Origin of the sequence: Kribbella sp. NPDC050281 (assembly GCF_040655855.1) — a bacterium.
In the GTDB taxonomy this organism is placed as follows: domain Bacteria; phylum Actinomycetota; class Actinomycetes; order Propionibacteriales; family Kribbellaceae; genus Kribbella.
In genome coordinates this window covers 55,553-79,861 of sequence record NZ_JBFAKS010000042.1, presented here as the reverse complement: position 1 = coordinate 79,861, position 24,309 = coordinate 55,553, and the positions used below count along the sequence as shown (strand labels likewise).

The 24,309-nt window shown below is 68.0% G+C and carries 25 protein-coding genes; 10 read left to right on the top strand and 15 right to left on the bottom strand.

Going from position 1 to position 24,309, the window contains the following annotated elements:
- The first annotated feature begins 242 nt into the window (after positions 1-242).
- Both AB0I34_RS35110 and AB0I34_RS35105 read left to right on the top strand, forming a co-directional pair.
- On the top strand, positions 243-827 hold the full coding sequence (locus tag AB0I34_RS35110) for an NAD-dependent epimerase/dehydratase family protein (protein WP_360453679.1): 585 nt from the start codon (positions 243-245) through the stop codon (positions 825-827).
- Positions 828-1,097: 270 nt separating this feature from the next.
- On the top strand, positions 1,098-2,405 hold the full coding sequence (locus tag AB0I34_RS35105; RefSeq protein WP_360453676.1) for an MFS transporter: 1,308 nt from the start codon (positions 1,098-1,100) through the stop codon (positions 2,403-2,405).
- 471 nt (positions 2,406-2,876) lie between these two features.
- On the opposite strand, the gene AB0I34_RS35100 is transcribed toward AB0I34_RS35105, so the two are convergent.
- The 5 genes from AB0I34_RS35100 to AB0I34_RS35080 form a co-directional block, all read right to left on the bottom strand.
- Positions 2,877-3,977 carry a hypothetical protein gene (locus AB0I34_RS35100; protein WP_360453673.1) on the bottom strand — a complete coding sequence of 367 codons (1,101 nt, stop codon included), beginning with the start codon at positions 3,975-3,977 and terminating at the stop codon, positions 2,877-2,879.
- A gap of 185 nt (positions 3,978-4,162) precedes the next feature.
- The gene (locus AB0I34_RS35095; protein ID WP_360453670.1) at positions 4,163-5,107 is read right to left on the bottom strand and encodes a glycoside hydrolase family 43 protein; all 945 of its coding nucleotides are present in this window, start codon (positions 5,105-5,107) and stop codon (positions 4,163-4,165) included.
- Between the two features lie 271 nt (positions 5,108-5,378).
- Positions 5,379-6,497 (bottom strand): nucleoside hydrolase, encoded by a 1,119-nt coding sequence (locus AB0I34_RS35090; RefSeq protein ID WP_360453667.1) that lies wholly within the window; start codon positions 6,495-6,497, stop codon positions 5,379-5,381.
- 96 nt (positions 6,498-6,593) lie between these two features.
- Positions 6,594-7,883, bottom strand: a complete 1,290-nt coding sequence (locus tag AB0I34_RS35085; protein ID WP_360453664.1) for an ArsB/NhaD family transporter — start codon at positions 7,881-7,883, stop codon at positions 6,594-6,596.
- Between the two features lie 49 nt (positions 7,884-7,932).
- Positions 7,933-8,379 (bottom strand): CBS domain-containing protein, encoded by a 447-nt coding sequence (locus AB0I34_RS35080; RefSeq protein WP_360453661.1) that lies wholly within the window; start codon positions 8,377-8,379, stop codon positions 7,933-7,935.
- Between the two features lie 339 nt (positions 8,380-8,718).
- Here AB0I34_RS35080 and AB0I34_RS35075 point away from each other — a divergent pair, with 339 nt between their 5' ends.
- Complete coding sequence (locus AB0I34_RS35075; RefSeq protein ID WP_360453658.1) at positions 8,719-9,684, top strand: PEP/pyruvate-binding domain-containing protein; 966 nt, start codon at positions 8,719-8,721, stop codon at positions 9,682-9,684.
- 51 nt (positions 9,685-9,735) lie between these two features.
- On the opposite strand, the gene AB0I34_RS35070 is transcribed toward AB0I34_RS35075, so the two are convergent.
- Positions 9,736-10,704, bottom strand: a complete 969-nt coding sequence (locus tag AB0I34_RS35070; RefSeq protein ID WP_360453655.1) for a nitroreductase family protein — start codon at positions 10,702-10,704, stop codon at positions 9,736-9,738.
- A 184-nt stretch (positions 10,705-10,888) separates the two neighbouring features.
- Between AB0I34_RS35070 and AB0I34_RS35065 the strand changes: the two genes are divergently transcribed.
- The 3 genes from AB0I34_RS35065 (at position 10,889) to AB0I34_RS35055 (ending at position 13,039) form a co-directional block, all read left to right on the top strand.
- Positions 10,889-11,449 (top strand): hypothetical protein, encoded by a 561-nt coding sequence (locus tag AB0I34_RS35065; protein ID WP_360453652.1) that lies wholly within the window; start codon positions 10,889-10,891, stop codon positions 11,447-11,449.
- An 86-nt stretch (positions 11,450-11,535) separates the two neighbouring features.
- A complete protein-coding gene (locus tag AB0I34_RS35060) occupies positions 11,536-12,468 on the top strand; it encodes a universal stress protein (RefSeq protein WP_360453649.1) in 933 nt (310 codons plus the stop codon).
- A gap of 10 nt (positions 12,469-12,478) precedes the next feature.
- Positions 12,479-13,039 carry a hypothetical protein gene (locus AB0I34_RS35055; RefSeq protein ID WP_360453646.1) on the top strand — a complete coding sequence of 187 codons (561 nt, stop codon included), beginning with the start codon at positions 12,479-12,481 and terminating at the stop codon, positions 13,037-13,039.
- A gap of 25 nt (positions 13,040-13,064) precedes the next feature.
- On the opposite strand, the gene AB0I34_RS35050 is transcribed toward AB0I34_RS35055, so the two are convergent.
- Complete coding sequence (locus AB0I34_RS35050; protein WP_360453643.1) at positions 13,065-13,718, bottom strand: pyridoxamine 5'-phosphate oxidase family protein; 654 nt, start codon at positions 13,716-13,718, stop codon at positions 13,065-13,067.
- A gap of 236 nt (positions 13,719-13,954) precedes the next feature.
- Between AB0I34_RS35050 and AB0I34_RS35045 the strand changes: the two genes are divergently transcribed.
- Positions 13,955-14,608: a response regulator transcription factor gene (locus tag AB0I34_RS35045; protein WP_360453640.1), complete on the top strand. Its 654-nt coding sequence runs from the start codon at positions 13,955-13,957 to the stop codon at positions 14,606-14,608.
- Between the two features lie 6 nt (positions 14,609-14,614).
- Here AB0I34_RS35045 and AB0I34_RS35040 read toward each other — a convergent pair whose 3' ends face one another.
- From AB0I34_RS35040 to AB0I34_RS35010, 7 genes are all read right to left on the bottom strand, one after another.
- Positions 14,615-15,160, bottom strand: a complete 546-nt coding sequence (locus AB0I34_RS35040) for a flavodoxin domain-containing protein (protein ID WP_360453637.1) — start codon at positions 15,158-15,160, stop codon at positions 14,615-14,617.
- A gap of 70 nt (positions 15,161-15,230) precedes the next feature.
- Entirely contained in the window at positions 15,231-16,046 is an 816-nt protein-coding gene (locus AB0I34_RS35035) for a universal stress protein (protein ID WP_360453634.1), read from the bottom strand.
- A 74-nt stretch (positions 16,047-16,120) separates the two neighbouring features.
- A complete protein-coding gene (locus tag AB0I34_RS35030; RefSeq protein ID WP_360453631.1) occupies positions 16,121-17,119 on the bottom strand; it encodes a hypothetical protein in 999 nt (332 codons plus the stop codon).
- A 100-nt stretch (positions 17,120-17,219) separates the two neighbouring features.
- Positions 17,220-18,968 (bottom strand): GAF domain-containing protein, encoded by a 1,749-nt coding sequence (locus AB0I34_RS35025; RefSeq protein WP_360453628.1) that lies wholly within the window; start codon positions 18,966-18,968, stop codon positions 17,220-17,222.
- Positions 18,969-19,016: 48 nt separating this feature from the next.
- Entirely contained in the window at positions 19,017-19,508 is a 492-nt protein-coding gene (locus AB0I34_RS35020; RefSeq protein WP_360453625.1) for a pyridoxamine 5'-phosphate oxidase family protein, read from the bottom strand.
- A 322-nt stretch (positions 19,509-19,830) separates the two neighbouring features.
- Positions 19,831-21,048 (bottom strand): sigma-70 family RNA polymerase sigma factor, encoded by a 1,218-nt coding sequence (locus AB0I34_RS35015; protein ID WP_360453622.1) that lies wholly within the window; start codon positions 21,046-21,048, stop codon positions 19,831-19,833.
- 11 nt (positions 21,049-21,059) lie between these two features.
- Positions 21,060-21,446: a YciI family protein gene (locus AB0I34_RS35010; RefSeq protein WP_360453620.1), complete on the bottom strand. Its 387-nt coding sequence runs from the start codon at positions 21,444-21,446 to the stop codon at positions 21,060-21,062.
- Positions 21,447-21,569: 123 nt separating this feature from the next.
- On the opposite strand from AB0I34_RS35010, the gene AB0I34_RS35005 reads away from it, so the two are divergent.
- The 3 genes from AB0I34_RS35005 to AB0I34_RS34995 are packed head-to-tail and all read left to right on the top strand — an operon-like array spanning position 21,570 to position 23,140.
- Positions 21,570-22,358, top strand: coding sequence for a YafY family protein (locus AB0I34_RS35005; RefSeq protein WP_360453617.1), 789 nt, complete (start codon positions 21,570-21,572; stop codon positions 22,356-22,358).
- 21 nt (positions 22,359-22,379) lie between these two features.
- Positions 22,380-22,769 carry a VOC family protein gene (locus AB0I34_RS35000; RefSeq protein ID WP_360453614.1) on the top strand — a complete coding sequence of 130 codons (390 nt, stop codon included), beginning with the start codon at positions 22,380-22,382 and terminating at the stop codon, positions 22,767-22,769.
- Positions 22,769-23,140 carry a hypothetical protein gene (locus AB0I34_RS34995; RefSeq protein ID WP_360453611.1) on the top strand — a complete coding sequence of 124 codons (372 nt, stop codon included), beginning with the start codon at positions 22,769-22,771 and terminating at the stop codon, positions 23,138-23,140. The genes AB0I34_RS35000 and AB0I34_RS34995 overlap by 1 nt, the downstream gene beginning before the upstream one ends.
- 19 nt (positions 23,141-23,159) lie before the next feature.
- On the opposite strand, the gene AB0I34_RS34990 is transcribed toward AB0I34_RS34995, so the two are convergent.
- Positions 23,160-24,260, bottom strand: coding sequence for a methyltransferase domain-containing protein (locus AB0I34_RS34990; protein ID WP_360453608.1), 1,101 nt, complete (start codon positions 24,258-24,260; stop codon positions 23,160-23,162).
- Positions 24,261-24,309: the final 49 nt, after the last annotated feature.

The window sequence follows — 24,309 nt, the reverse complement described above, 5'->3', positions numbered from 1 at the left end:
GGTGACCGCACCTTCGATTTCGGCGAGACCTGCGCGAGGTGCGGACCCGGTACCCGGGCCCGCTTCAAGTGGGTGTTCTCGCAGATCAGCGACCTCACCCAGGAACACTGCGACCTGTACCTGTGCACTCACTGCTCGGCCACAGGCGAGCTTCGCTTACTCACCAGCAGCATTCTCCGAGTTGACTCCCACGACCTACTCGGCCCTTCGGTGTCCAAGTGAGGCGACGGGTTGGAGAAGCCATGGCTTTCAGGATCTTTCTGGCTGGGGCGTCCGGTGTGATCGGGCAGCGGCTGATTCCCCGGCTGGTTCAGGAGGGGCACGTAGTCAGCGGTATGACGCGGTCGGCCGGCAAGACCGAGTTGCTGGGCAACCTTGGTGCCGAGGCGATTCTTTGTGATGTCTTCGACCGGGCGGCCCTGATCCAGGCGGTGGCCGGCTTCCGGCCGGACATCATCCTGAACCAGCTGACCGATCTGCCGGACGACGTGACGAAGATCGGCGACTACGCGGAGCGGAACGCCCGGATCCGGACCGAGGGCAACCAGAACCTGATCGAGGCGGCGCGGAAGAGCGGGTCGCCGAAGATCCTGGCTCAGAGCGTCGCCTGGCAGTTGCCCGACGGACCGGATGCCCTGGCTGTCGCAGAGCTGGAGGCTTCCGTTCTCGCCGAGGGCGGGGTCGTGCTGAGCTACGGACAGTTCTACGGGCCCGGGACCTATAACGAGCGGCAGCCCGCGGACCCCCGGGTTCATATCGACCGAGCAGCCCAACGAACGGTGGAGGTGCTGGACGAGCCGACGGGCGTCGTCGTCATCATCGACTGAGCGACCGCGACCAACCCGGCCGACAAGCCACCAGGCGCAGCGGCCACCGGCCTCGGCCTGCAAGTGCTTGTTGCCCCACAGCATGAGCGCGACAACCGCGGGAAGCAGCTCGCTGCCCTTGTCGGTCAGGTGGCACTCGTAGCGGTCCACATGCCTGCCTCCCGGTAAGGCTCCTTGGGGAACAAGCCGAGCTCGGTGAGCTCCTTGAGCCGCGCCGCCACGATCGCATCGGTGGTCTCCGTGCCCGCCTCATAACTTCAAGGAGCTTTCGTGTCATCATCCCGGCTCTCCACCAGGGCGCCCGCTACCCGGCGCCGACCCATCCTGCCCGCCGGTTTGGCTCTGACGGGTGCGGCGATCACGTTCACGAGTCTGTATCTCACGGCAGGTGCGCTGACGCCACTGCTCGTGGTCTACAAGGAGCAGTGGAACTTTCCCTCGTCGCTCCTCACGCTGGCGTTCGCGGTCTACGCGATCGGCTTCCTCGCCGCAGTCCTGACGGTCGGGTCGCTGTCCGACCACGTCGGCCGGCGCCCGGTGCTGATCGGCGCTCTGGTCATTCAGATCGTGTCGAACCTCCTGTTCCTCGTCGCCACGGACGTCGGGTGGGTGATCGCCGGCCGGATCGTGCAAGGCCTTGCCGGCGGCGCGGCGACGACTGCCTTCACCGCGGCGCTCGTCGAACTTGCTCCGCCCAGCCGGAAGAGACTGGGTACGATCCTCGGCAGCGTCGGTCTGACCGGGGGTCTCGGTCTCGGCTCCTTGCTGGCCGGCTTGGCGATCCAGCTCACGACCGCCGCGAACACCATCATCTTCATCGTCCTCACCATCGTCACGATCCTTGGGGCCGTCGTCGTAGCCCTCTCTCCCGAAACCGTGACCCGCGCATCCGGTGCGCTCCACTCGCTGATCCCTCGCATCACCTTCCCGCCCGCCACCCGAAGGGAATTCGCCGCGGCGGCGCCTGTCGTGGCCGCGGTCTGGATGCTTGCAGGCTTGTCAGGCGGGCTCGCGCCGAGCATGGTTCGCAGCGTCTTCCATCTGAACAGCGGCCTGCTCAACGGCCTGGCCGGGTTCATAGCGCCGGCCACCTCGGCCGTCATCGGACTTGCGTTCGCCGGCGTCGACTCCCGGCGTGCGATGACCAGCGGTATCTACGCGTCCATCATCGGGGCCATCGGCATCATCAGTGGTGTGTACGCCGGGAGCCTGGCCGTCATGATCATCGGACAGGCCATCGCCGGTGTCGGCTTCGGCGCATCTTTCACCGCGGCCCTGCGCCTGATCTTTCCGCTCGCGGCGACTCATCAGCGTGCGGGAGTCGTTGGCGGGATCTACCTCATCTCCTACGTGGCGTTCGGAGTGCCCATCGTCATCGAAGGTCAACTCACCCGCCCTCTCGGCGAGATCCCAGCAGTCTCCTTGTACACAGGGGTGGCGATCCTCCTCGCGCTCATCAGCCTCATCGCCCAACTCCGCCTCAAACGCAATACCCGAAGCGTCGCTGGACCAGCCCGTATCTCCTCACCGCGAGCCAGCGGTGCGGGTACGCCGAAGCGAGACGACATTCCCGCATGATCACGGGCGACTACACGCCTGCTGGAACCGATGGTGCCTCCTGACTCGTTGCCCTGGGCATCGACGGCACCACGCTCGACGATTATGCCTCCATCGGCGATGCCGATCATCCTGCGGCATGATCCGATGCGCCGAGCGGCTACAGGCGCGAATAGCGGAGTCTTTCGACCCGACCGACGTCCTCCAGTCGCCCCATGCGCACGTGGGCAGGGCGCACGCCGTTACTCCCGCCGTCTACCGCATCGGCATCGCAACCACCGACCACGGCAAGGCGTCGGCTTCGGATCATGTCCGGCGTCAGCGGACTCGGCACCGCTGCCGGCGTACTCCTCGTCTTCCAGCGCTCGTTGCTGTCACTCTGGCTCATCGCAGGTGTCCGAGGCGACCTCAGAGGTGTTGACTGCCGCTGGACGAGCGCGAACCCCGGTGCGCCTGGTGGCGGAGGGTGTCGCGACCACGAGGTTGAGGTGGTCAGTGGCTGGTGATGACGAGTGTCGGTGGGTCGTGGACGGGGCCGGGAAGTGCGTTGGTCTCGTAGGGCTGCCGTAGTCCGGGCTGCCAGGCGAGTAGCCGGGTGCGGGATCCGGCATTGAGGGCGATCACCAACCAGTCTCTGTGCCCGGCGAATGCCAGACCGGGTTGAGACTTGGCGGGCAGTTCGATTCCCGGCACGATGTCCAGCCAGCCGGTGTCGAGCCGCATGATCGCGATGTCCATGGGTGGGAGTGGGTGGCCGTCGTACCGTGAGTCTGTCGTTGTTCGTTCGATCAGGAAGGCCATCCTGGTGCCGTCGGGGCTGACGACGCCGCAGCAGGCGGGCCCCGGAAGAGGGGATCCGAGGGTCTGCCCGCCGGCGATCGAGCGGCGGCGCAGCGTGCACGGTGATGCGTCGTCGTCGCAGCCACTGGTCCACAGGACTTGGCCTGCGCCGACCGCGAGCGGCGCCACGTGTTGTTCGAGTTTGGCTTGCAACCGGCCGGTGCGTGCGTCGACGAGCGCGAGCCAGGTCGGTGAGATCCCCGGATCGGGCTGCATTTGCCCGACGATCGTGTCGCCCGCGATTGCGGACGCGTAGAAGCCGTGCGGCAGCCGCACCCGCTGCCCGCCGGTGACCGGAGCGATCGTCGCGTAGGGGTTGTCGATATCACTGGCGAAGGAAGCGATCCATACCCGGTGGCCATCGGTCAGCGGTGACTCGGTGGGACCGAGTGGGCGGATGACGCTGACCCGGTGATCGACGCTGATGCGCACCATGGCGTACGGAGCTGCCTCGTCGCACGATTCGGTCGTCGCGTACGCCGTGACCGGATCACCGGCCAGGACAGCGGCGTACTCGCCCGGACGGACGACCGCGTCCGGCAAGGTCGTCGCTTGGCCGCTGTCGAAGTCGACCAGTCGGAGCCGGTCCCCGCCGAGCAGTATCTGGATCCCGGTGTGCTTCGCGGGTGGCGCACTCGACACGATCGGCAGCAGCGTGTCCGCTCCGCAGGCGCCGGGCGCCGTCGGCCATGTGTTGGCCGTCCGCCCGTCCGGAATCGTGCTGATCAGATCGGACGGGGTGGGAACCGGCACGGCCTGACGGTGCGAACGATCCGTCGAGGCGTGGAGGACGATCAGAGTGAGCACCACCAGGACCAGAATCCATCCGGCCCATCGGCGCCCACGTCCCGAAGTCTTCCCGACTTCGAGGACCTCGTCCTGATCGTGCTCCACACGACCATGAAAACACTGCTCCACCTACCGCCGGAGCCCGATCGCTATCTCGGTGGGGCGGGCGGGAGGAATGCGGGGACAGTTGGCGTGGCGCCGTCCTGACCCCATACGAGTCTCGCGGCGTACATGACGCGCCTCTTGTTCGGGTCGGTGACCACGCCGTCGTACTGGCATGGCTGGTCAGCTGGTGTGCACACCCAACCGTGGAGGTAGATCAGGTCCGGGCCGCGGCCACCGGTCACGACGTCGGCTCCGCCGGGGCCGCACAGGCCGGTGTTGGCTTGATCCAGCAACACATGCTCTTGCTTGTCCGCGAACGACCATGGGTCGGTCGACCGCCGCCACACGGTCGAGTAGCGGCACTGGTCGAACCAGTTCGCCGATGCCAGGAGGACGTATTGGTCGCCGCGCTTGACCATTACCGGGTTCTCGATGCTGTCCGCGTGCCGCACCAGTTCGTGGCTGAGCTCGCCCCGGCTGTGCAGGCCGTCTGCCGACAACGGGAACATGCGGATGGTGCCGGGCGTCTTCTGCGTCTTGTACAGCAGGTAGCGCCGACCATCGGAATCCTGGAAAGGACTCGGGTCGATCACCCCGGCGGTCGGATCGGGGCGATCCGCGGCCGGGTCCTCGCCGCCGAGGATCGGGCAGATCAGTGGAGTGTCGGTCGGTGTGTAGGGCCCGCCGGGATCGTCGGCTATTGCCGTCCCGATGCACCGTTGTCCGGCGAAGCCCTTCGCCTGCGCGGCGTAGTACAACACCCAGCCGGCCGAGGTCTGCCAAGCATCCGGAGCCCAGACCGCGCCCGTGCCGGCCGCCCAAGCTCCCCAACGGCTCAACGCGTTCGACTGGGCTGTCCACGGCCCGCCGGGTGTGCTGGATCGTGCGACCTCGGCCAAAGGACCGCCGGTCATGAAGGCGTAGTAGTGGCTACCTACCCGCAACAGACCTGGGTCGGCAGCACTCGGACCGTAGACCGGCGCTGGCACCGGCCGCTGAACTGCTGCCGCACCGGACCCGACGGTCCACAGCAAGGCAACTGCGCACGCAGTCAACACAACGACCAACCGTGTACCCGTTCGACCGCTCACGCCACGCCTCCTCAGACTCGCCACGACCTGCCGTCACCGCGCCCGGCCGGATGGTCGACAACGATCTACCCGCGAATGAGAGACCCAACGGTATACGCAGCTTTACAACGCTGTAAACCCAAGTATGTAAGTCGATTGACAGTCCTTCTGCCAGGTTCCGGCCACGGGCCTAGTGCCGGCCGCCGTTGAGGGTCGACGTGAACGTGTCTTCGAACCGTGCGCCGTCGGCGGTGTATCCGATCAGTTGTGGTGTGCCGTCGGGAGCGACGATCGTACGGCCCGACGAAGCGCCGTCGAGAACCACGGAGACACGTCCCGGACGGTACTGAACGAGGTCGTCGCGCGGGCCCAGGACGAGTGATGTGGCGGCGAGCGCGTCCCACCAGAACATGATGTCCAGGTCGATGAGCGGAGGCAGGTCCGGTTGCGTGAGGATCGCGTGGACAAGCCGCGCCTCCACCGTGTGGGCCGAGGCGCCAAGCCGGTCGACGTACGCCTGAGTGATCATCACGTGGTTCGTGGCGTCCAGCGGAACGATCCGGACCCGCTCGGCAGGCATCGTCCGGAACACGAAGTCGGCTGCGTTCGGGTCGATCCAGAGGTTGACCTCCTGGGTGTTGTCGAACCCGCCAGTGGTCGAACCGAAGAGATTGCCTGGTACGTCGAATGCTCCACCCATCACGTACAGCGAGGCGATCTTCTGCGCGACGCCTCCTTGTTCGCGCAAGGCGGCGGCCACGTTGCTGAGCGGGCCGGTAGCCAGCATCGTCACGGGCTCACGCGAGCTCAGGACCGACGTAGCGATCAGCTGTGCCGCTGTCACCGAGGACGGTTGGTCGGGCTGGCCGGCGTCGTCGAGCGCTCCGGTCAGGACGCGCTCGAACGTCTCCCTCGCCTCTGGCGGTGCCAGGTGCACACCGGTCGGTGAACCGTCAGCCACCGGAACGCGCGGAAGACCGCACTTCTGCAGAATCGTCCGCGCATGCGTCAACGAGCGACCCGCCGTACCGATGCCGTTGTTCACCACGGTGACGGCGCGCAGGTCGATCCGGCCTTGCTTGTGCGCCTGACAGAGGAACGCCAGCGTCGACGCATCATCGAAGTCCAAGTCGCTGTCGTAGACAACCGGAACAGGCCGATGCCCGGCCGGCTCCGCCACAGTCGCCCCCGTGGCCGGAGCTACTCCGACGGAGGCAAGACTCAGCGCCGCCCCGGCTGCCAGTACGGCGATACTCTTCCGGAACCGGACTGTCCACACCCGGACACTGATCCGCCTGGCTCGCTTCATCGACAACTCCAAGGTCGAACCGATCGAAGCCAGGAGTCTTCCCGACCTCGCTTTCAGTTCGCTTTCATCCCGACCCGCGGGGTTGTGCGTGACTCCTCAGGTGAACGCGAAGTACCGCAGCCACAGGTACGGCGCGGCGACTGCGATGGTGATCGCGGTGATCACTACGCCTTTGCGGGTGAATTCCCAGAAGCTGATCGGATACCCGGCTCGCAGCGCGAGCCCGATGACGACCACGTTGGCACTGGCGCCGATCGCCGTGGCGTTGCCGCCGAAGTCCGCGCCGATGGCCAGCGCCCACCACAACGCGTGGGCCTGGGACGGATCAGCGACGGTCTTGGTGAGTTCGAGGACCACGGGACTCATCGTGGCGACATAGGGGATGTTGTCCACGATCCCGGACAAGACGGCTGAGACGACCAGGATCAGCATGGTCGCCAGCAACGCCCGGCCCTCGGTCGCCGCCCCGACCGCGTCCGCCAGCCTGCCGATCGCACCGGTCTTGACCAGCGCACCGACCATCACGAACAGCCCGGCGAAGAACAGCAGCGTCTGCCACTCCACGCTGCCCATGTAGTCCTTGGTCTTGACGCCTGAGATCAGCACCAGCAGGCCCGCGCCGAGCAGCGCGACCACCGATGGTGCGATGCCGAACAGTGACCGGCCGATGAAGCCGGCGAAGACGAGCACCAGAACCGCGCCGCATTTGATCAGCAGCACCTTGTCTGCGATCGCCTCCCGCTCGTTCAGCCGCATCACGTCCTCGACACGGGCCGGGTCGACTGCGAACGACCCGCGGAAGATCCTGGGCAGGACGAGCGTGAACACCACGAGCTCGATCACCACCAGCGGCGTCAGGTGCAGCAGGAAGTCGTTGAAGGTCAGTCCGGACCGGCTGGCGATGATGATGTTCGGCGGATCACCGATCAGGGTGGCCGCGCCCCCGATGTTCGACGCCATCACCTCAGCGATCAGGAACGGCACCGGGTTGATCCCCAGCCGCTCGCAGACCAGCAGCGTGACCGGTGCGATCAGCAACACGGTCGTCACATTGTCCAGGAATGCCGACGCGCCGGCAGTGATCAGCGTCAGCAGGATCATCACCCGGAGAGGAGAGCCGTTCGCCCTCTTGGCCGCCCAGATTGCGACGTACTCGAACACGCCGGTCCGGCGCAGCACGCCGACGATCACCATCATCCCGAACAGCAAGAAGATGACGTCCCAGTCGACGCCCGTGTCAGGGGAGTAGAAGGCGTGCTCGGAGTCGGTCACCCCCAGCGCGAGCAGGACCGCCGCGCCACCGAGTGCCGCCAGCAGCTTGTGCGTCCACTCGGTGGCGATCAGGACATAGGCCAGAGCGAAGACGACGATTGCGATCGCGGTCATGCCACAACTCCGGCCACGCAACGCAACAGCGCCGCGGCAGCGGACGAGATCAGTCCTTGGGCACGACCAGTTCGAGCAACCGGGACGCGGTGATCGCGCCGATGATCTCCCGGTCCTTCACCACGGCGACCAGCGGACAGCGCAGGCGGGCCATGGTGGCCGCGATCTCCAGCACCGTGTCGTCGTGGTTGACCACCGGCAGCTCGGCCGGCTCCGACGGCAGCAGCTTGCGCACAGACACGCCGGACAACTTGTCCGCGACCCTGTCGGCCAACGGTTCGTCGATCACCCGCGCCAGCGACGGATCGTCCTGGACGTAGCTCGGCACCAGGAACCGAACGACCTGTGACGCCGGCAGCACGGAGTACGGTGTGCCATCCTCGCGGACCACGATCAGACCGGGCAAGCGCCGCGCGGCAAGTAGCTGGACCGCTGCGCGCGCCTCCGAGTCCAGGCTGACCACCGGGAACTCCTCGGCCATCTGCTCTCCGTGCACACTCGCAGCCTACGCCGCAGCCACACGTGTCTCGATCGGCTCTCACGGGCTTCTGACAGCGATCGGCGAGCGTCACACAGCCTCCAGGGTCGACGTCGAGCCCGCACCCCGAACAGGGACGGGCACTGCCGACCAGACTTCCCGGCGCTCCGGACCCCAGCCTTCCTCATCCACTCACAAGGTTCAAACACCGGCCCCCACGAACCACGGGCTGGTACGTCCGGGCTGAGTTGTCACGAACGACGGGACTTTCGGCTCTGAACACGATGCGGCGCCTCAACCAGTGTGGAAGTACAGGGAAGTGACGGGTTGGAGAAGTCGAGGGAGAGGCGGTAGCTGATGAGCACCGACAGGATCGTTCGTCTTCAGGACGACGCCGCGACCGACCCTGCTGTGGTCGGTGTGAAGAACTCTCGGCTGGCGGAGCTGTCACGGGATGGCATCCGGGTTCCGGCCGGCTTCGTGGTGACCGCGACGGCGTACGAGGAGTTCGTGCGCGAGGGCCGGCTCGGTCCGGTGATCGCGCGTGAGATCCGCAGGTACCGGGCGGGGCGGGACCTGAGGGTGGTTGCGGCCGCGATCCGCACTGCCTTCGGTGCCACGTCGTTGCCGCCGGCCTTGGCCGACGACATTCTCGCCGCCTACGAGGAGCTGGGTGGCGACGGCACCGAGGTCGCCGTTCGCTGCAGCCCGATCACCCCGCAGGAGGGGACACGAGACGAGCTCTTCCTTCATCTGAACACCGGAGCCGATGTGCTCGCCGCGTGCCGGCGATGCTTCGCGGATCTCTTCAGTGCTGCGGCCGTCGGCAACCGCGAGCTCTGCGGACCTGACCACCTGACTGCGGCCATGCCGGTCACGGTCCAGCTGATGGTGCGCTCGGACCGCGGCGGCTCGGGCACGGTCCACGGCGAAAGCTCGTTGGTCCGGGTCAGCGCGGCCTGGGGCCTGGGGGAGCCAGCCGCCGACGATCCCGACCAGTTCTCGATCTATCCGGGCAGCCGGCCGATGATCATCAGGCACCGTGGCGCCAAGCGGACGAAGACCGTGTACGCCGGACGCCGGGCTACGTCGCTGGTTCCGACCACACCGAAGGAGCGGAACGGGCTGGTTCTGTCCGACGGCGAGTTGCAGGTTCTCGCGCAGTGGTCCGTCCTTGCCGACGCGCGCTGCAAGCGGCGGATGGAGCTCGATTGGGCCAAGGACGGGGTATCCGGTCAGCTCTACGTGGTCGAGGCCCGGCCACTGACCTTCCCCTCAATCGTCATCAGCACACCATCCAGAGCCGGCGTCCTTCAGCACTGAACCGGCCGCTGGGACGAGGCGATGTGATGTTCGAGTCTCCTTGTCCGATTGTCAGAACCACTGGTCGAAGGACTCGCGCCAGTCCCGGCGCGAGGTGCTGTGCCCGGAGTGAGCCGGGTAGCCGATGCGCATCACCATCTGCGGCCACGAGCGGTCGCCGACAAGCTCGCGTACCGCGGCCCGCGCCGTGTTGTGCTCGAGCAGTTGATGGAGAAATGACGCGGCGAGGTCGTAGGAGGTCGCGGCGAGCAGCACGCGCTCGAGGGCCAGGCCGGCTCGCAGCCAGGCGGCCGCGTCTTCTTGCGGCGTGCACAGGACCGCGAGGCTCGGCCGTTGCTCGAAGACGGCCTGACTGCGGTGCGTACTGTCGAGGCCCGCGGAGAGGTCGCGGACGAACGCCGGCCGAGTCGGCAAGGGGCCGCTCTCCTGGACGCCGTCGGATCGTCTGTCTCCACCGATCCAGCGGAGCCGCTCGTGCAGGCGGTCCTCGTCGTGCAGCTCTGTGTCATCGACGCGCCGGAGCAGCTCGCCGAGCCGGGATGTCTCGTCTGGGTCGAGCCAGCGCAGAGTCGCGCGCTCGGCTTGAGCGGCCCCGTCGAGTCGTGCCAGTACGCGCGGTGCGATGACCTGATCGAGCATCGGCCCGCGATAGGTGTGCCTGCGACGCAGCTCGCCGTACAGACGGCCCAGTTCTGGTATTGGGGTCTTGCGGTCGGCCAGGAAGATCCGCGCCACCACGTCTGGGTGGTGGGGATCGGGGTCAGGTGCCAGCTGCGATTCGTGGCCGAGCATCGCGGCTGCGATCCGCAGGTTGAAGACGGCGGCGCCGATTCCGATCCGCGCTGCACGATCTGCCGGATCCGCGACGGGGAGCGTGCGGTGCCGATCGAGCAGCACGTCAACCACCGGACCGTGGATCTCGAACCGCCACGGCTGCGTGTTGTGGATGGACGGGGCGTGCATCGCTGCAGTGAGCAGGATGGCCACCTCGTCCTTGGTCAGGGTGGTTGTCGCGTTCATCTCGTGTCCGTTTCGGCCCAAGTTCGGTGTTCTCTCAGCGTGTGGACGGTGCGGAGCGGTTGCCAGCGGCAAGGGTCCCGGCTTGGAGGGACTTTCGGCTCGCGACGGTGAGGTGCGACGGCCCTGACCGGCGTGGGGGAGCGGGCAGACGATCGAGGTGTCGAATCGAACGAAAGGAACGACGATGACCACCACGCCGCACCGACACGACCTACCGGCTCCCACAATGGAGCCCGACGGCGATCGCCATCTGATCGTCACCACAGCTGCGGGCCGTGCGCTCGCCGTCCTGCGGATTGCCTTCGGCCTGACCTTCTTGTGGCCGTTCTTCGACAAGCTGTTCGGGCTCGGCTACGCCACTCCGGCCGGTAAGGGCTGGGTCGACGGTGGCGACCCGACCGCCGGATTCCTCGGCAAGGGCACCAGCGGCCCGCTAGCCGACTTCTACCAGTCCCTCGTGGGTGACTGGTGGGTGACTCCGCTGTTCATGGTCGCCCTGGCCGGCATCGGCCTCGCGCTGACCCTAGGCATCGGGATGCGGATCGCGGCTGTCAGCGGTGCGCTGCTGTATCTGATGATGTGGTCGGCGAATCTGCCGCCGGAGAACAACCCGGTGCTGGACGAGCACATCCTCGGTGCCATCACGCTCGTGGTTCTCGCGCTCGTTGCTGCTGGCAACGTGTGGGGCTTGGGCGGCTGGTGGGGCAAGCTCGACATCGTCCACCGCTACCCATGGCTGCGATAGCCACAATGCCTGCGACGCCTGACGCGTCCTGCCCTACGCCCTCTGCTCGTTGGTCGCAGTTCCTGTAGTGACAGAGGTAGGAGAAAATGAGTACCTGGAACAGGACCGGCCCGGTTGTGGTCGAAGTCGACGGCAGCGCTGAGAATCTGCGGATCGTGGACTACGCGTCCGCGGAGGCACTGCGGTGTGGTGCTGAGCTCGTGCTGGTCGCGCCGTACTCGGCGCACGCCGCGGTCTCGCCGATGATGCCGGGGTATTCGCCGAAGGCGCCGGCCGAGCGCGCAGACGACGCATTGCGAGCCGCTGTCGCACACGTGCGGCATCGGGACAGCTACGCAACTGAGCTGGCCGCCGTTGCCGGTGAGGGTTCGCGGGTCCGGGTCCTCGCACATGCCGCACGGAAGGCGAGGATGCTGGTGGTCGGCCGATCACGCAGTCGTGGTCCGGAGCGGCTCATGCATGCCCACACCGACCTCACGCTGGCGAGCCGCGCCGGCTGCCCGGTGGTCGTCGTACCGGCGTCGTGGAAGCCGTGCCTGACGGATCGCAAGGTTGCCGTCGGCATCGACGGTACGGCGCTGTCCGACGAGGCACTGGAGTTCGCGTTCGGCACCGCGGCCGGGCGGGAGGGCGACCTGATCGTCGTCCACGCCGGTCTGCCCGCCGAGCACGCGTGGAACGACGAGGATCCGGACCACTCGTGGATCAGCCGTGCTGACCACCTGTTGTCCGAAACTCTCGCTCCGTGGACGGGCAAGTTCCCGAACGTGAGAGTGACCCGGTTCCTGAGCAGCCGCCAACCGGCCGCAGCGCTGGTGCACGAAAGCAGCGAGGTCGGCCTGGTCGTGGTCGGCTCACACACCGGCGCGTTGCCGGTCGACCCGGTGGCACGCCGCTCGGTGGCCGCGATGACCTGCGCGGTCGCGATCGTGCCGCACCACGTGACTGCCACCGAGCACGAAGGATCGGAGCAGGTCCGCGACGCGCGGGCTGGTCGTTCCGACGTACTGACACCGTAGGAGGTCGATCATGTCCGACATCACACGTGCACTCGTCGTTTACGAGTCCATGTACGGCAACACCGCGCGGATCGCGTCCGCGATCTGCGCAGGGCTGCGGCAGAGCAGTCCCACCGAGATAGTGCCGGCTTACCGGGCGCCGACGGTGATCCCCGGTGACGTCCGGCTGCTCGTCGTCGGCGGACCGACACATGCGTTCTCGATGAGCCGCGCATCCACACGCCAGGAGGCCAGGAACCAGCACACCGTGGTGATGCCGACAGAGACCGGGATCCGCGAGTGGCTGGACATGCTGACCGCGGACACGACGTCCACCTCGGGACGCCGTCGCGCCCAGGTCGACGTCGCAACCTTCGATACACGCATCGCCAAGGTCCGCCGGCTCCCCGGCTCGGCCGCGAGGTCGGCTGCCAAGGTGCTGCGCCGGTTGGGCTTCCGGGTCTTCCTCGGGTCTGCGAGCTTCTTCGTGGACGAGTCGACCGGACCGATCCGCGAGGTCGAGATCGAACGCGCGCGCCGCTGGGGAGAGGAACTCGGCCGTTTGCACGCCGGCTCGGCGACTGCGGCATGAGCCGGTGAGCCCTTCGGCTGTGTGATCACCAAGAGCGGATGCGCCGGCCGGAGATGCGGCGGGGCTCGATGGCGATGTAGGTCTCGCGGGTGCCGCCGGCCCAGGGCTCGACACGGCCGAGGGCGACCTCGATCTCCTGGCCGGTGGCCGGCCGGACCGTGCCATTCACGAGCACGCTCCAACCGTCCCGAAGACTCTCGTCGAAGGCGTCGATCTCGAACGCGATGGGCGCGAGGTCGTACTGAGCGACCGCGCTGTCGGCGGCTGTGCGGAAGACGATCAGCTCGTTCACATAGCAGTAGTTGACGGGGATCACGAGGAGGTCGTCGGCCCGGTTGAACGCGATCCGTCCGACCAGACCGGCCTCGATCAGCTTGACGCACTCCTCCCGGCGCATCGGTTCCAGCTCGGGCTCCGGCGTCAGGACCGCTCGTCGCGTCGGCCGGCTCCGGTGTGGTGCGAACAAGCCGCTGATGGTGCTGTCGAGTGCGCGCGACAGCCTGAGGAGCTCACCCCCGGTCAGCGCCACCGGCTCCGTCTCGATGTGCTCGATGCGGCGCGTGCTCATCCCGGTGCGCTCGGCGACCTCCGCCCTACTCAGCCCCAACTCGAGCCGACGATGCCTGACCCGAGTGCCGAGGTCACCCGGCACCTCCACGTTCTGCGACCTGATGTCCATCGGACTCTGCCTCCCTTTCGTTCCTTCCTTCCAGGCAACCAGGCAGGTGGCGAGAGATGCAGGGGAGGAGGGCCCGAGGCCGCAGGCCGGCTGGTCGCCTCCTCGCCTCGACCGAACAGGTCAAAAGTCCTGCGCGGGGCGGGACAGTTGCCCCTGCTTCGTGGCGTGGCAGGGGTGGATGCTGGAGGCGAGTTCGCCGGCCGGAGCGGTCGGCGGGTGAATCCGAGGGAGCTGCGATGACGATCAGGGTCTTTCTGCTGGACGACCACGAGGTGGTCCGGCTGGGGCTGCACCAGCTGCTCGAGGACGAGCCGGACATCGAGGTGGTGGGTGACGCTTCGACCGCCGCGGAGGCGCTCGCGCGCATCCCCGCCGTTCAGCCGGATGTCGCCCTCCTGGACGTCCGGCTGCCCGACGGGGACGGCGTCTCGGTCTGCCGCGAGATCCGCTCCACGATGGAGAACCCGCCGGCGTGCCTGATGCTCACGTCGTACTCCGACGACGAGGCACTGTTCACGGCGATCATGGCCGGGGCCGCCGGCTACCTGCTGAAGCAGGTGCACGCCAGCGACCTGGTCGGGGCGATCCGCCGCTTGGCCGCGGGCGAGTCCTTGCTCGACCCCGCCATGACCCAGAAGGTCCTGGAGCGTCTGCGACACCCGGTGGTGGAGGAGGATCCCCGGTACGCCGCGCTCACCGAGCAGGAGCGCAAGATCCTTGCCGAGATCGCCGTCGGCAAGACCAACCGCCAGATCGCGCAATCGCTCTTCCTGGCCGAAAAGACGGTGAAGAACTACGTCTCCTCCCTCCTCCGCAAACTCAACGTAGAACGCCGCACCGAAGCCGCCGTCTTCGCCATCGAACACGCGAAGAACCAGCGCAAGTCGTAGCGACAATCACCCGCCAGGACCACGCTGGGAACGTGGGGCGGTGCCTGGTGCTGCGTGGGTGGTGGAGATGGCGGTGCCGATGCCGGCGGACCAGCTGCGGATCTTGTCCCAGTCGCGGGAGTCGGCGGCCAGGTTGCCGGCGGCCAGGCGGCGGGCGAGGAAGCCCTTGGCAGTGGCGGGTTCGAGTCGGCCGGCGAAGGTCATCGCGGGAGTGGCGCCGATCTCACGAGCGAGTCGTCGGACGGCCGGTGGCATCTTCTGAGCCTGGTCCTTGTCGGGACCAACCGGGCCGCTGTGGAAGAGCCAGACCTGCCGCTCGCGGAGCTCATCGCGGTTCTTTCGCAAGAACTGCACCGCCTCGCGCCGCCAGCGCCGGATGTAGATGGCGCTGCCGAGGACCACAACGTCGTACGGCTCGACGGTATGGACGGACCTGACGTCGAGGACGTCGACCCGGTGGCCGTGTGCGCGCAGTTCGGTGCCGATCGCCTCGGCGATGCCCGCGGTCGCGCCCATCTTGGTGGCGTAGGCAACCACTACCTTCTTGGACATCGAGACCTCCTTCTGGTCCTGTCCAGGACATCAGCAACCGAACGACCGGGTCAGTGCCGAACGACCTGGGTCAGCGGGTCCGATGACTGTCGAGTGCCGGGGTGGGTATCACGGCAACCGGGCATGGAGCCTGGTGCAGCACGATCTGGCTCACCGAGCCGAGCAGAAGACTCGCGAAACCGCCGCGACCGCGGGACCCGACGACCATGAGCTGCGCGTCGGCAGACCATTCGAGCAGTAGCTCGGCCGGGTGGCCGGTCACCTGGACGACCTCAGCCGTCCGCAGGCCCTGCAGAGTCCGCAGGGGCGACGCGACGTCGTCCTCGCCCTCCGGTAGAACCGTGACGATCCGGGCGACAAGTCCGTGCCGATCGGCGTACTGCAGGCCGAAGTCCACGGCGGCGTCTGCGGCGGGAGAGCCGTCGTACCCGATCACCACGCGATTGCCGACCACTGCGTCTTCGGCGGGCCGTACGACGATCACCGGGCAGTGTGCGTGGGCAGCGAGCTCCAGTCCGGTGGAGCCGACCAGCAGGCCGAGCGTCCGGCCGGCGTCGCGGCTGCCGATCACGATCAGCTCGGCGTTCCGGGATTCCGCCAGCAGCACGGGCGAGGGGAAGCCGTCGACCCTGCCGGCCGTGACGGATACACGAGGCTCGAACGTGCGCGCCAGGTGCAGTGCCTCGGCAACGATCTTGTCGGCAGCGGCGCGGAGCCCTGGGGCGACATCGCTTGGTCCCAGCGGCACCCGGAACTCCGCCCACACAAACGCATGGACAAGATGCAGGTCGACACCGCGGGCCGCCGCTTCGACCGCGCCCCAGCGGATCGCGCTCTCGCTGACGCCCGCACCGTCGATGCCGACGACAACTCTCTTCTCAACCATGCGACCACGATGCCGGGACGAGGCACTACGAGCGAAGGGGCGAAGGTCCCGCGGGTGCGGTGCCGACGGTCCTGTCAGCGTTCTCGGATGCGCGCCGACGACTCGTCCTTGGTGCGAAGGAACTCCGAGACCGGCCGCCGGCCGGTTCCGTTGCCGGGCCGGCTGTGGGCGAAGCGGATGACCATGTGCGCGTGTCCCGGCCGCTGAGTCAGTCGCTGCACCGCACGGCGCAGGTCGTCGAACTCCAGTGGCTGGTTGAGGAACGATGCCGTGAACCCTTCACGGGTCGCGGTCAGCAGCACTCGTTCGAGGGCCAGCCCTGCCGCGACCTGGTCCGCAGGCTCGTCGCCCTCCGTGGACAGGATGGCGAGGTCCGGGTGGTCCTCGAACGTCATCTCCGCGCGCATCCGGTCGACCGGCCGGGTAGCCATGTCCCGAACGGCTGCCGGGTAGCCGGCGGACCGTGGCCCGAGCGCCGTGCTCGGGACGCCTTCGGTGGTGCGGTCACCGCCGACCCAGTGCGCGCGTTCGGCGCGGCGATGCCAGTCGTGGACTTCGCGGAGATCGGTGTCGACGACCATGTCGAGTACGGCGCGGACTTCGGGTTCGCCGAGCCAGGTCAGTTCGGCCCCTTCGGCGTACGCGGCCTGCAACAGAGCGACCTTGATGCCCTCCGGCAGCGGCTGCGCGCCGGACGGGCGGCGATCGGTGTGGCGCCTGGGGATCTGCTGCGCCAGGTCACGCCGCTCGTCGTCCGGCCTGCTGGTGGGTTCGACGACGATCCGCGCCAGCAGGTCGGGTTCTTCCGGGTACGGCGCCAGGCCGAGCCAGGTGCCGTAGCCGAGCGACTCGGCGGCGCAGCGCAGGTTGAACGTTGCCGCGCCGGCCGCGATACGCATGGCCCGGCCCGTCGGGTCCTCTGCCGGCAGCGTGCGTGAGCCGTCGAGGAACACGTCGATGACGTGCCCTCCCACCTCGAACCGCCAAGGCTGGGTGTTGTGCATGCTCGGTGCGGCGACGGCCGCCGCGAGCAGGACGTCGATGTGTTCCGCCGACAGCTGCTGGTCAGACACCGGAATCTCCTCCCACTGGTACGCCTTCTCCTTCAGCCTGGCCGGTGGGAGACGGCCCCGCTGCGGGCAAGAGTCCTGACTCGGGGAGGTCGTTCGGCCGTCAGTTGCCGGTGATCGGTGCCGTGAATTCCACGATGGTCCCGTGGGGCTGGTTCTCGGTGATCTGAACGCCTCCGCCGAGCGCCTGGGCGCGTTCGGTGAGGTTGCGCAGGCCGCTGGAGCGGCGGCGCGGGCCGATGCCGACGCCATCGTCGGAGATCCTCGCGACGACCTGCTCGGAGTCGACCGACAACTCCACGGTGACCTGGGAGGCCTCCGCGTGACGGACGACGTTGGACAGCGACTCCCGGACGGTCGCGAGGATCTGTGGCCGGACGGTGGTCGGTACGACGGTGTCGATCGGGCCGGTGCAGATCAGTCGGGGCCGGAACCCGAGCGGCTCGGCGTACTCCGTGACCAGCGCCTGGACATGTCCGCGGAGCGAGCTGCTGTCGGGCGTCTGCTGGAGCTCGAAGATCGCGGCCCGGAGGTCGTGGATGGTCGTGTCGATGTCGTCGACTGCTCGGCTGAGCCGCTGCTGATGCTCGGGACGAGCCAACCGGTGCATGCCCTGGAGCTGCAGCCCGGTCGCGAAGAGTCGCTGGATCACCAGATCGTGCAGGTCCCTCGCGATCCGATCGCGGTCCTCGAGCACCAGAATCATGTCTCGGTCACGCTGTGCCTGGGCACGTTCCAGGGCCAGGGTGGCCTGGCCGGCGAACATCCGGATCAGGTCGGCGCCCTCGGAGACCCGGCTGTTCGGGCCCTGCTCCGCGGCGACGACGAGGAGTCCGCCGGTGCCGGTACTTCCGGCCGGCAGTGGCACCATCGTCGTACGGCCGAGGTTGGTGCCCTCCGGGAACTCGGTCAGCACTCCTGCGTCCTTGAGGAGCCGGGCCAGGTCCTCGATGACGACCTGCTCGCCACCGGCTGTCGCGCGACCAAGGAGCGGCAGGTCCGCCGGGATGCGACGTCCGAGGAAGTGACCGAATTCGGGCGGACCATCGACTGCCTTGACGACCAGTTCCGAATCCTCGGCCAGCAGTACTGCCGCGACCTGTGCGCCGGATACCTCGCGTGACCGCTGCGCGATCAGGAGGAGTGCCTGGTCGGGATCGAAATCGCCGAGCATCAGCCGGGTGATCTCGGCGGTGACCTCGTGCCACCGCCGACGCTGCTCGGTGTCGGCGTACAGCCTGGCGTTGTCGATGACGACGCCGGCCGCGGCCGCGAGTGCGGTGACAGTGCGCTCGTCGTCCTCGGTGAAGTCGGCGCCACCAGTCTTCTCGGTCAGGTAGAGGTTGCCGTACGCGTGCTCCCTGGTCCGGATCGGTACGCCGAGGAAGGACTTCATCGGCGGGTGGTTCGCCGGGAATCCGTACGACCGCGGATGCTCGGCAAGATCGGTCAGCCGAATGGGCTCGGGGTCGTCGATCAGCAGGCCGAGGATCCCGTGCCCCTCGGGGTACGGGCCGATGGCCGCGATCTCCTCGTCGGTGACACCGTGGGTGATGAACCGGACGAGCCGTTTGCCGTCCGGGCCGACCACACCGAGTGCGCCGTACCGGGAATCGGCCAGCTCGCAGGCGGCGGTGACGATCCGGTCGAGGGTGCTGTTCAGATCGAGGTCGGCGCCGATCCCGACGACCGCGTCGAGGAGCGCACGGAGTCGCTCCTGGGAGTCCATGATCTCGTCGACCCGGCCGAGCAGTTCCTGCAGGAGCGCATCGAGACGCACCCGGGAGAGTCCGGCGAACTCCAGCGCCCCCTCGTCCCAGCGTCCCCGCTCCGCACGCGAACCCTCAGGCACGGCCTCAGAGTACGGAAAGTCGTTGATGATGTGAACCAGGGTCGGGGTCTACGAGGCGCCGGCGTGTGGACGCCGGGCCCACGGGAGCAGCCGTCGTCCGTGCACCGATTCGATCCCGAGACGGATCAGTTGCGGATCGTCCATCGGGAGCCAGGAGTGCAGCGGGAGCGAACGGCGCAGCGAGTCGGCCTCGTCCGCCGAGACCACGGACAGGTGGCCGATGGCTGTGACGGTCCAGCCGAGCTGTCGATCGAGATCGACATCGTCGGCCTCGAAGGCCACCACGTCACCGCGCTCCGCCGCGCGGAGCTTCTGCCCCGGTCCGGTGTTCACAACGATGGTGTCGTCGTCCAGCACGAAGTTGACCAGCCTGATCGCCGGGAGACCACCGAGCGTGTAGACCAGCCTGCCGAGCGGAACCGAGCCGAGCAGTCGCAAGCACTCCGGCGGACTCAGAATCTCCAGGCGGGACTGGTCGAACTGGGTGGTGGTCATCACGGTCTCCAGACAGCAGACGAGCTGCAGTTCTCGTTCACCCATCAACGATCGGTGGCTGCGGAGCCCGGCAGTAGGGCCGAAGGTCCCGCCTCGACACCTACAGATACCCGCGCCCGGGCCGACTGAGGGTCTGATAGTCGAGGAGTTCGGGACTTTGGGCTCTGCCTCGCGGAACGCGGCAGCGCGAGTCTGGAGTCGCTGGGGAGCGGCCGGCTCGCCGGAAGCGGACCGAGAACAGGGGGCCACCATCCAGGAGATCCGCCGTCACCGCGGTTCCGGTCCGGAGGGTCGGTCCCAGCGTCGACGACGAGTCGCCGCCTACTCACCGGACGCTACCGTGCGCTCGAGGTGTACGTACGAGGTTTCACACCTCACGCTCGAGGGCTTCGCTTCGCCGGCGGAGGAACTGGATCTCGGGCTGGGTTCTGGCCAGTTCTGCCGCGAGGGCGTAGGCGTCGGCTGCGTCCTTCCGTCGGCCGAGGCGTTCCAGCATCGAGCCGCGCGAGGCGTGCAGCAGGTGGTACTCGGCGAGCTGGTCGGCGATCTCGTCCAGCGTGGCCAGGCCGGTGACCGGCCCTTGGATCTCGGCCAGCGCGACTGCGCGGTTGAGCGCGATCACCGGTGTCGGCATGACGGCCAGCAGCCGGTCGTAGAACCGTACGATCGTTGGCCAGTCAGTGTCGCGGTAGTGCGGGGCCGCGCAATGGATGCCCTGGATCGCCGCCTGGAGCTGAAACGGCCCGGGGCGGCGACTCCGAAGGCAGACAAGGACGAGTTCGTGGCCCTCGGCAATCAGCGAGCGGTTCCAGAGCGACCTGTCTTGGTACTGCAGCAGTACGACGTCGTCACCGCGACCGCGTGCCGGCATTCTCGCCTCGTTGAGCAGCATGAGGGCCAGCAGGCCGACCGCTTCCGGCTCGTCGGGCATCAGCTCCACCAGCACACGCGCCAGCCGGATCGCCTCGGTGCACAAGTTCCGGCGGTTCCGGATGTCGTCGGCTCCGGCGTTGTAGATCAGGTACAGCACCGACAGCACCGCGCGAAGGCGGTCGGGAAGTTCGGCCTCGTCGGGAACCCGGTAGGGGATGTGCGCTGACTTGATCTTGTACTTCGCACGCACCAGTCGCTTCGCCATGGTCTCCTCGCTCACCAGGAACGCCGACGCGACCTCCGCGGGGGTGAGTCCGGCGATCAGGCGCAAGGTCAGCGCCACCTGGTACTCGGTGCGGATGGCCGGGTGGCAGCAGGTGAAGACAAGCCGCAACTGATCGTCACGCATGAGCTCCGCATCCTCGGATCCGACGGTGGACTGCTGCCGCCGCCGATGGTCTGCCGCGACCTGCTCGGCGAGTTCGCGGCCGCGTCGGCCGCGTCGGACGGCGTCCACGGCTCGGTTGCGCGCGGTGGTGACGATCCAGCCGGGCGGGTTGTCGGGCACGCCGTCGCGCGGCCACCGCTGGACAGCCGTCACGAAGGCGTCCTGTACGGCGTCCTCGGCCAGCGCGATGTCACCGAAGATACGGGTCAGGGTGGCCACGGCTTGGCCGTGTGCCTCGCGGAAGGCTCGCTCGACCTCGTCCATCTATCGTTCCGTCAATGTCCTTCACCGTCCTGTAGCCGCCCTGTTGCGCGGAACGGCCGGACCTCGATCGCGTGATTGATGGCCTCGACGACTTTGTTCGCCCACGCCAGCGCCTCGTCGAGGTTCTCGGCGTCGATGATGTAGAAGCCGCCGATGTGCTCCTTGCCCTCGGCGAAGGGTCCGTCGGTGGTGACCTTGTCGAGGCCCGTGCCTCCGCGCACCACGGTGGCTGCGTCGGGGCCGTGCAGGGCGCCGCCGAACACGAACGCGCCTGCTGCGTCCATCTCCTCCTCGAGCGCGATCACCCGCCGCATGAAGGCTTGCGTGTCTTCGGGTGTCGCCGGCGCGCCCTCGACCTGGTTCTCCGCCTCATAGACCGACAGCAGGTAGTGACTCATTCCCTACTCCTCGTCTCCGCGGGGTCATCCCGCTCTGACCTACTGACGAACGGCAGCGCCCGGATCAGGACACCCTGGGGACAGGATCTCAGGAGTGTCCACGCCCGCGTCTACGCTCCGAACATGAACCGCATCGATCGCCTCTACGCCCTGGTGGAGGAGTTGCGTGCGGCCGGACGACGTGGACGTACGGCGCGGCAACTGGCTGCACGTTTCGAGGTGAGCGTTCGCACCGTGGAGCGTGACCTGAGCGCGCTCGGGCAGGCCGGCGTCCCGCTGGCGACGAAGCAGGGGAGAGGGGGCGGGTACACACTCGACCGATCGATGAGCCTGCCGCCGCTCAACTTCACTCCGCGCGAGGCGGCGGCCGTGGCCGTGGCGCTGAGCCGGACCGAGCACGTCCTGTTCAGCAACGATGCCCGCAGCGCGCTGCAGAAGATCGTCGCCGCGATGCCGGAGTCGGCGCTGGTGGAGGCACGCGATACCGCGGACAAGGTGCGGCTGATCGTGCGGAAGGTGCCGGACCCGGACGCGGAGGTCGCCGAGATCATCTGGCGGGCCGTGCGCGACAACCAGGTGCTGCGCATCCACTACATCGACGTCGGGGGCGTTCGGACGGAGCGTGAGGTCGAGCCGCAGTACGTGGTGGTCGGCACCAACGGCTCCTATCTCACCGCGTGGTGCCACCTGCGAGGCGACGACAGGGTGTTCCGCATGGACCGCATCACCGCGGCCGAGCGGACGCCGCGCCTCCCGAGGCTGCGGCCTGTCGTCCCCGAGCCGATCGTCGACGGTCACGAGATCAAGCTGCCGGCGTCCGTGCTTCGTCCCGAAGATTCTCTGCCGAACTCCGACATAGGGCTGTCGCGAACGACTGCCACGGTGGGTGCAGCCCGTCGTTCCGGCGGGTGATCCGATCAGAAGGAGACGCACATGACCACCCCCGCTCCCGGCACCCTGGCCTGGTTCGAGGTCGCCACCAGCGACGCCGACGCCGCCCAGAAGTTCTACGGCAGCCTGTTCGACTGGACGTTCGAGGCCAACGGCCCCGCTGCATCCGGTGGATCGGACTACCGCAACATCAAGGCCTCCGGCGCTGACGGTCCGATGGGCGGCATCTTCGGCACTGGCGGCCAGGTGCCCGACCATGCCGTGTTCTATATCCTCGTCGCCGATGTCGAGGGCACGTGTGCCGACGCTGAGCAGCTCGGCGGATCGGTCGTCAGCAAGCACCTCGATCCCGGCCCCGGCGCCCCGAAGTTCGCCTATCTGCGCGACCCGGCCGGGAACCAGTTCGGGGTCTTCACCCCACCTGCGGCCTGATGGCCAAGCGCACCCAGGGCGCGTCCCCGCCGGAGCAATCCGGCGGGGACCCCGCGGCTCGTGACCTGTACGACGAGCTCACTGACGACCTGCTGTACGACCCTGCCATCGGCCGCGCCACCATGATGGGCTACCCCTGCGTGCGGCTGGCCGGGCGTTTCGTGGCGTCCTACAACGACAAGGCCGGTTCCCTCGTCGTGAAGCTGCCGCGCGAGCGGGTGATCGACCTTGTCGAGACCGGCACCGGCGATCCGTTCGCCCCTGCCGGAAAGGTCTTCCGCGAATGGGTGTCGATCCCGGCCCTCGACCCCGAGCTATGGCGCAGCCTCCTGGCCGAGGCCGTCGAATTCGCCCGCAAGTCCCTGGGCTGACGGGCATCGCGTTGGCGACTCAGCCCTGGAGCCGGTAGAAGCGCCAGAAGGGGTGCTCGATCGGCAGGATCTCGATGCCGGCGAAGCCGGCCGTTTCGGACAGCCGTCGCATGGTCGCCGGCCGGATCTCGAGCGGCCCGACGACCTCGGAGCCGGCGTCGGTGCGGCCCTGCGGAACACACCAGAGGGTCCCGGCCGCGGCCATGAATCGCTCGACCTCGTCGCCCGGAGCGGTGAAGGTCTCGGCGACGTTCTCCTCCATCACGACCACCGAGCCGCCGGGTGCCAGCGCACGCCGGGCGGCCTCGAGGGCCGCCACCGGATGTGGCAAGTCGTGCAGGCATTCGAAGAAGAACGCGACGTCGTACCCGTCGCGGGGGAGCGGCTGGGTGATATCGGCGACCTCGAGGTCGACCCGGCCGCCTACCCCGCGTTCGGCGACGTACCGGCGGCCGCGGGCGATGGACTCCTCGTCCAGGTCGTACCCGTCGACGGAGATGTGCGAGAACGCCTCCGCGAGCCGGATCGACGCCCAGCCCACGCCTGCGCCCAGGTCCGCGACGCGCGCCGGGCGGGTGCTGTCCGCGAGGCGGGACTGGATGTCCGGCACCTGCGGAAGCCACTCGTCGATCAGCGAGTTCTCGTAGGCGGGCCGGTTGAGCGCCTCCTGTGCGGTCACCGCGTCGGCGCCGTACGCCGTGAGCGGCACACCGTCCCCGGTGCGGAACGCGGCGACCAGTGCCGGAAGTGCTCGCCCCATCGCCGGCGCGATGTAGGCCATGCCGCCGGCATAGAACGGACTTGTCTCGTCAACCAGCGCCTCGTGCACACCGTCGCGCAAGCTGAACGCCGCCTCTTCGCTGATGGTCAGCAGTCCCGCAACGGCCTGCTGAGTCAGCCATTCCTGGGTGTAGCGGACCTCGGCGCCGCATCGCTCAGCCAGTACGCCGGCCGTCGCGGGCCCGTCCTGCGACAGCGAGCGATAGAAGCCCAGCTCGACGCCGAGGTAGATGTTGAGGAGTTCGGCCGTCGCAAGCGTCTGCAGGAAGAGGCGGCCGGACACCTCCTCGGCGGCGGATGGGGTGGGGGTCTCATCGACCTGATCCAGCATCGTGCTCATGGCGATCTCCCTGGTGCTGCGCGGCGCCCGGTGCGCCGCCTCTACCAGG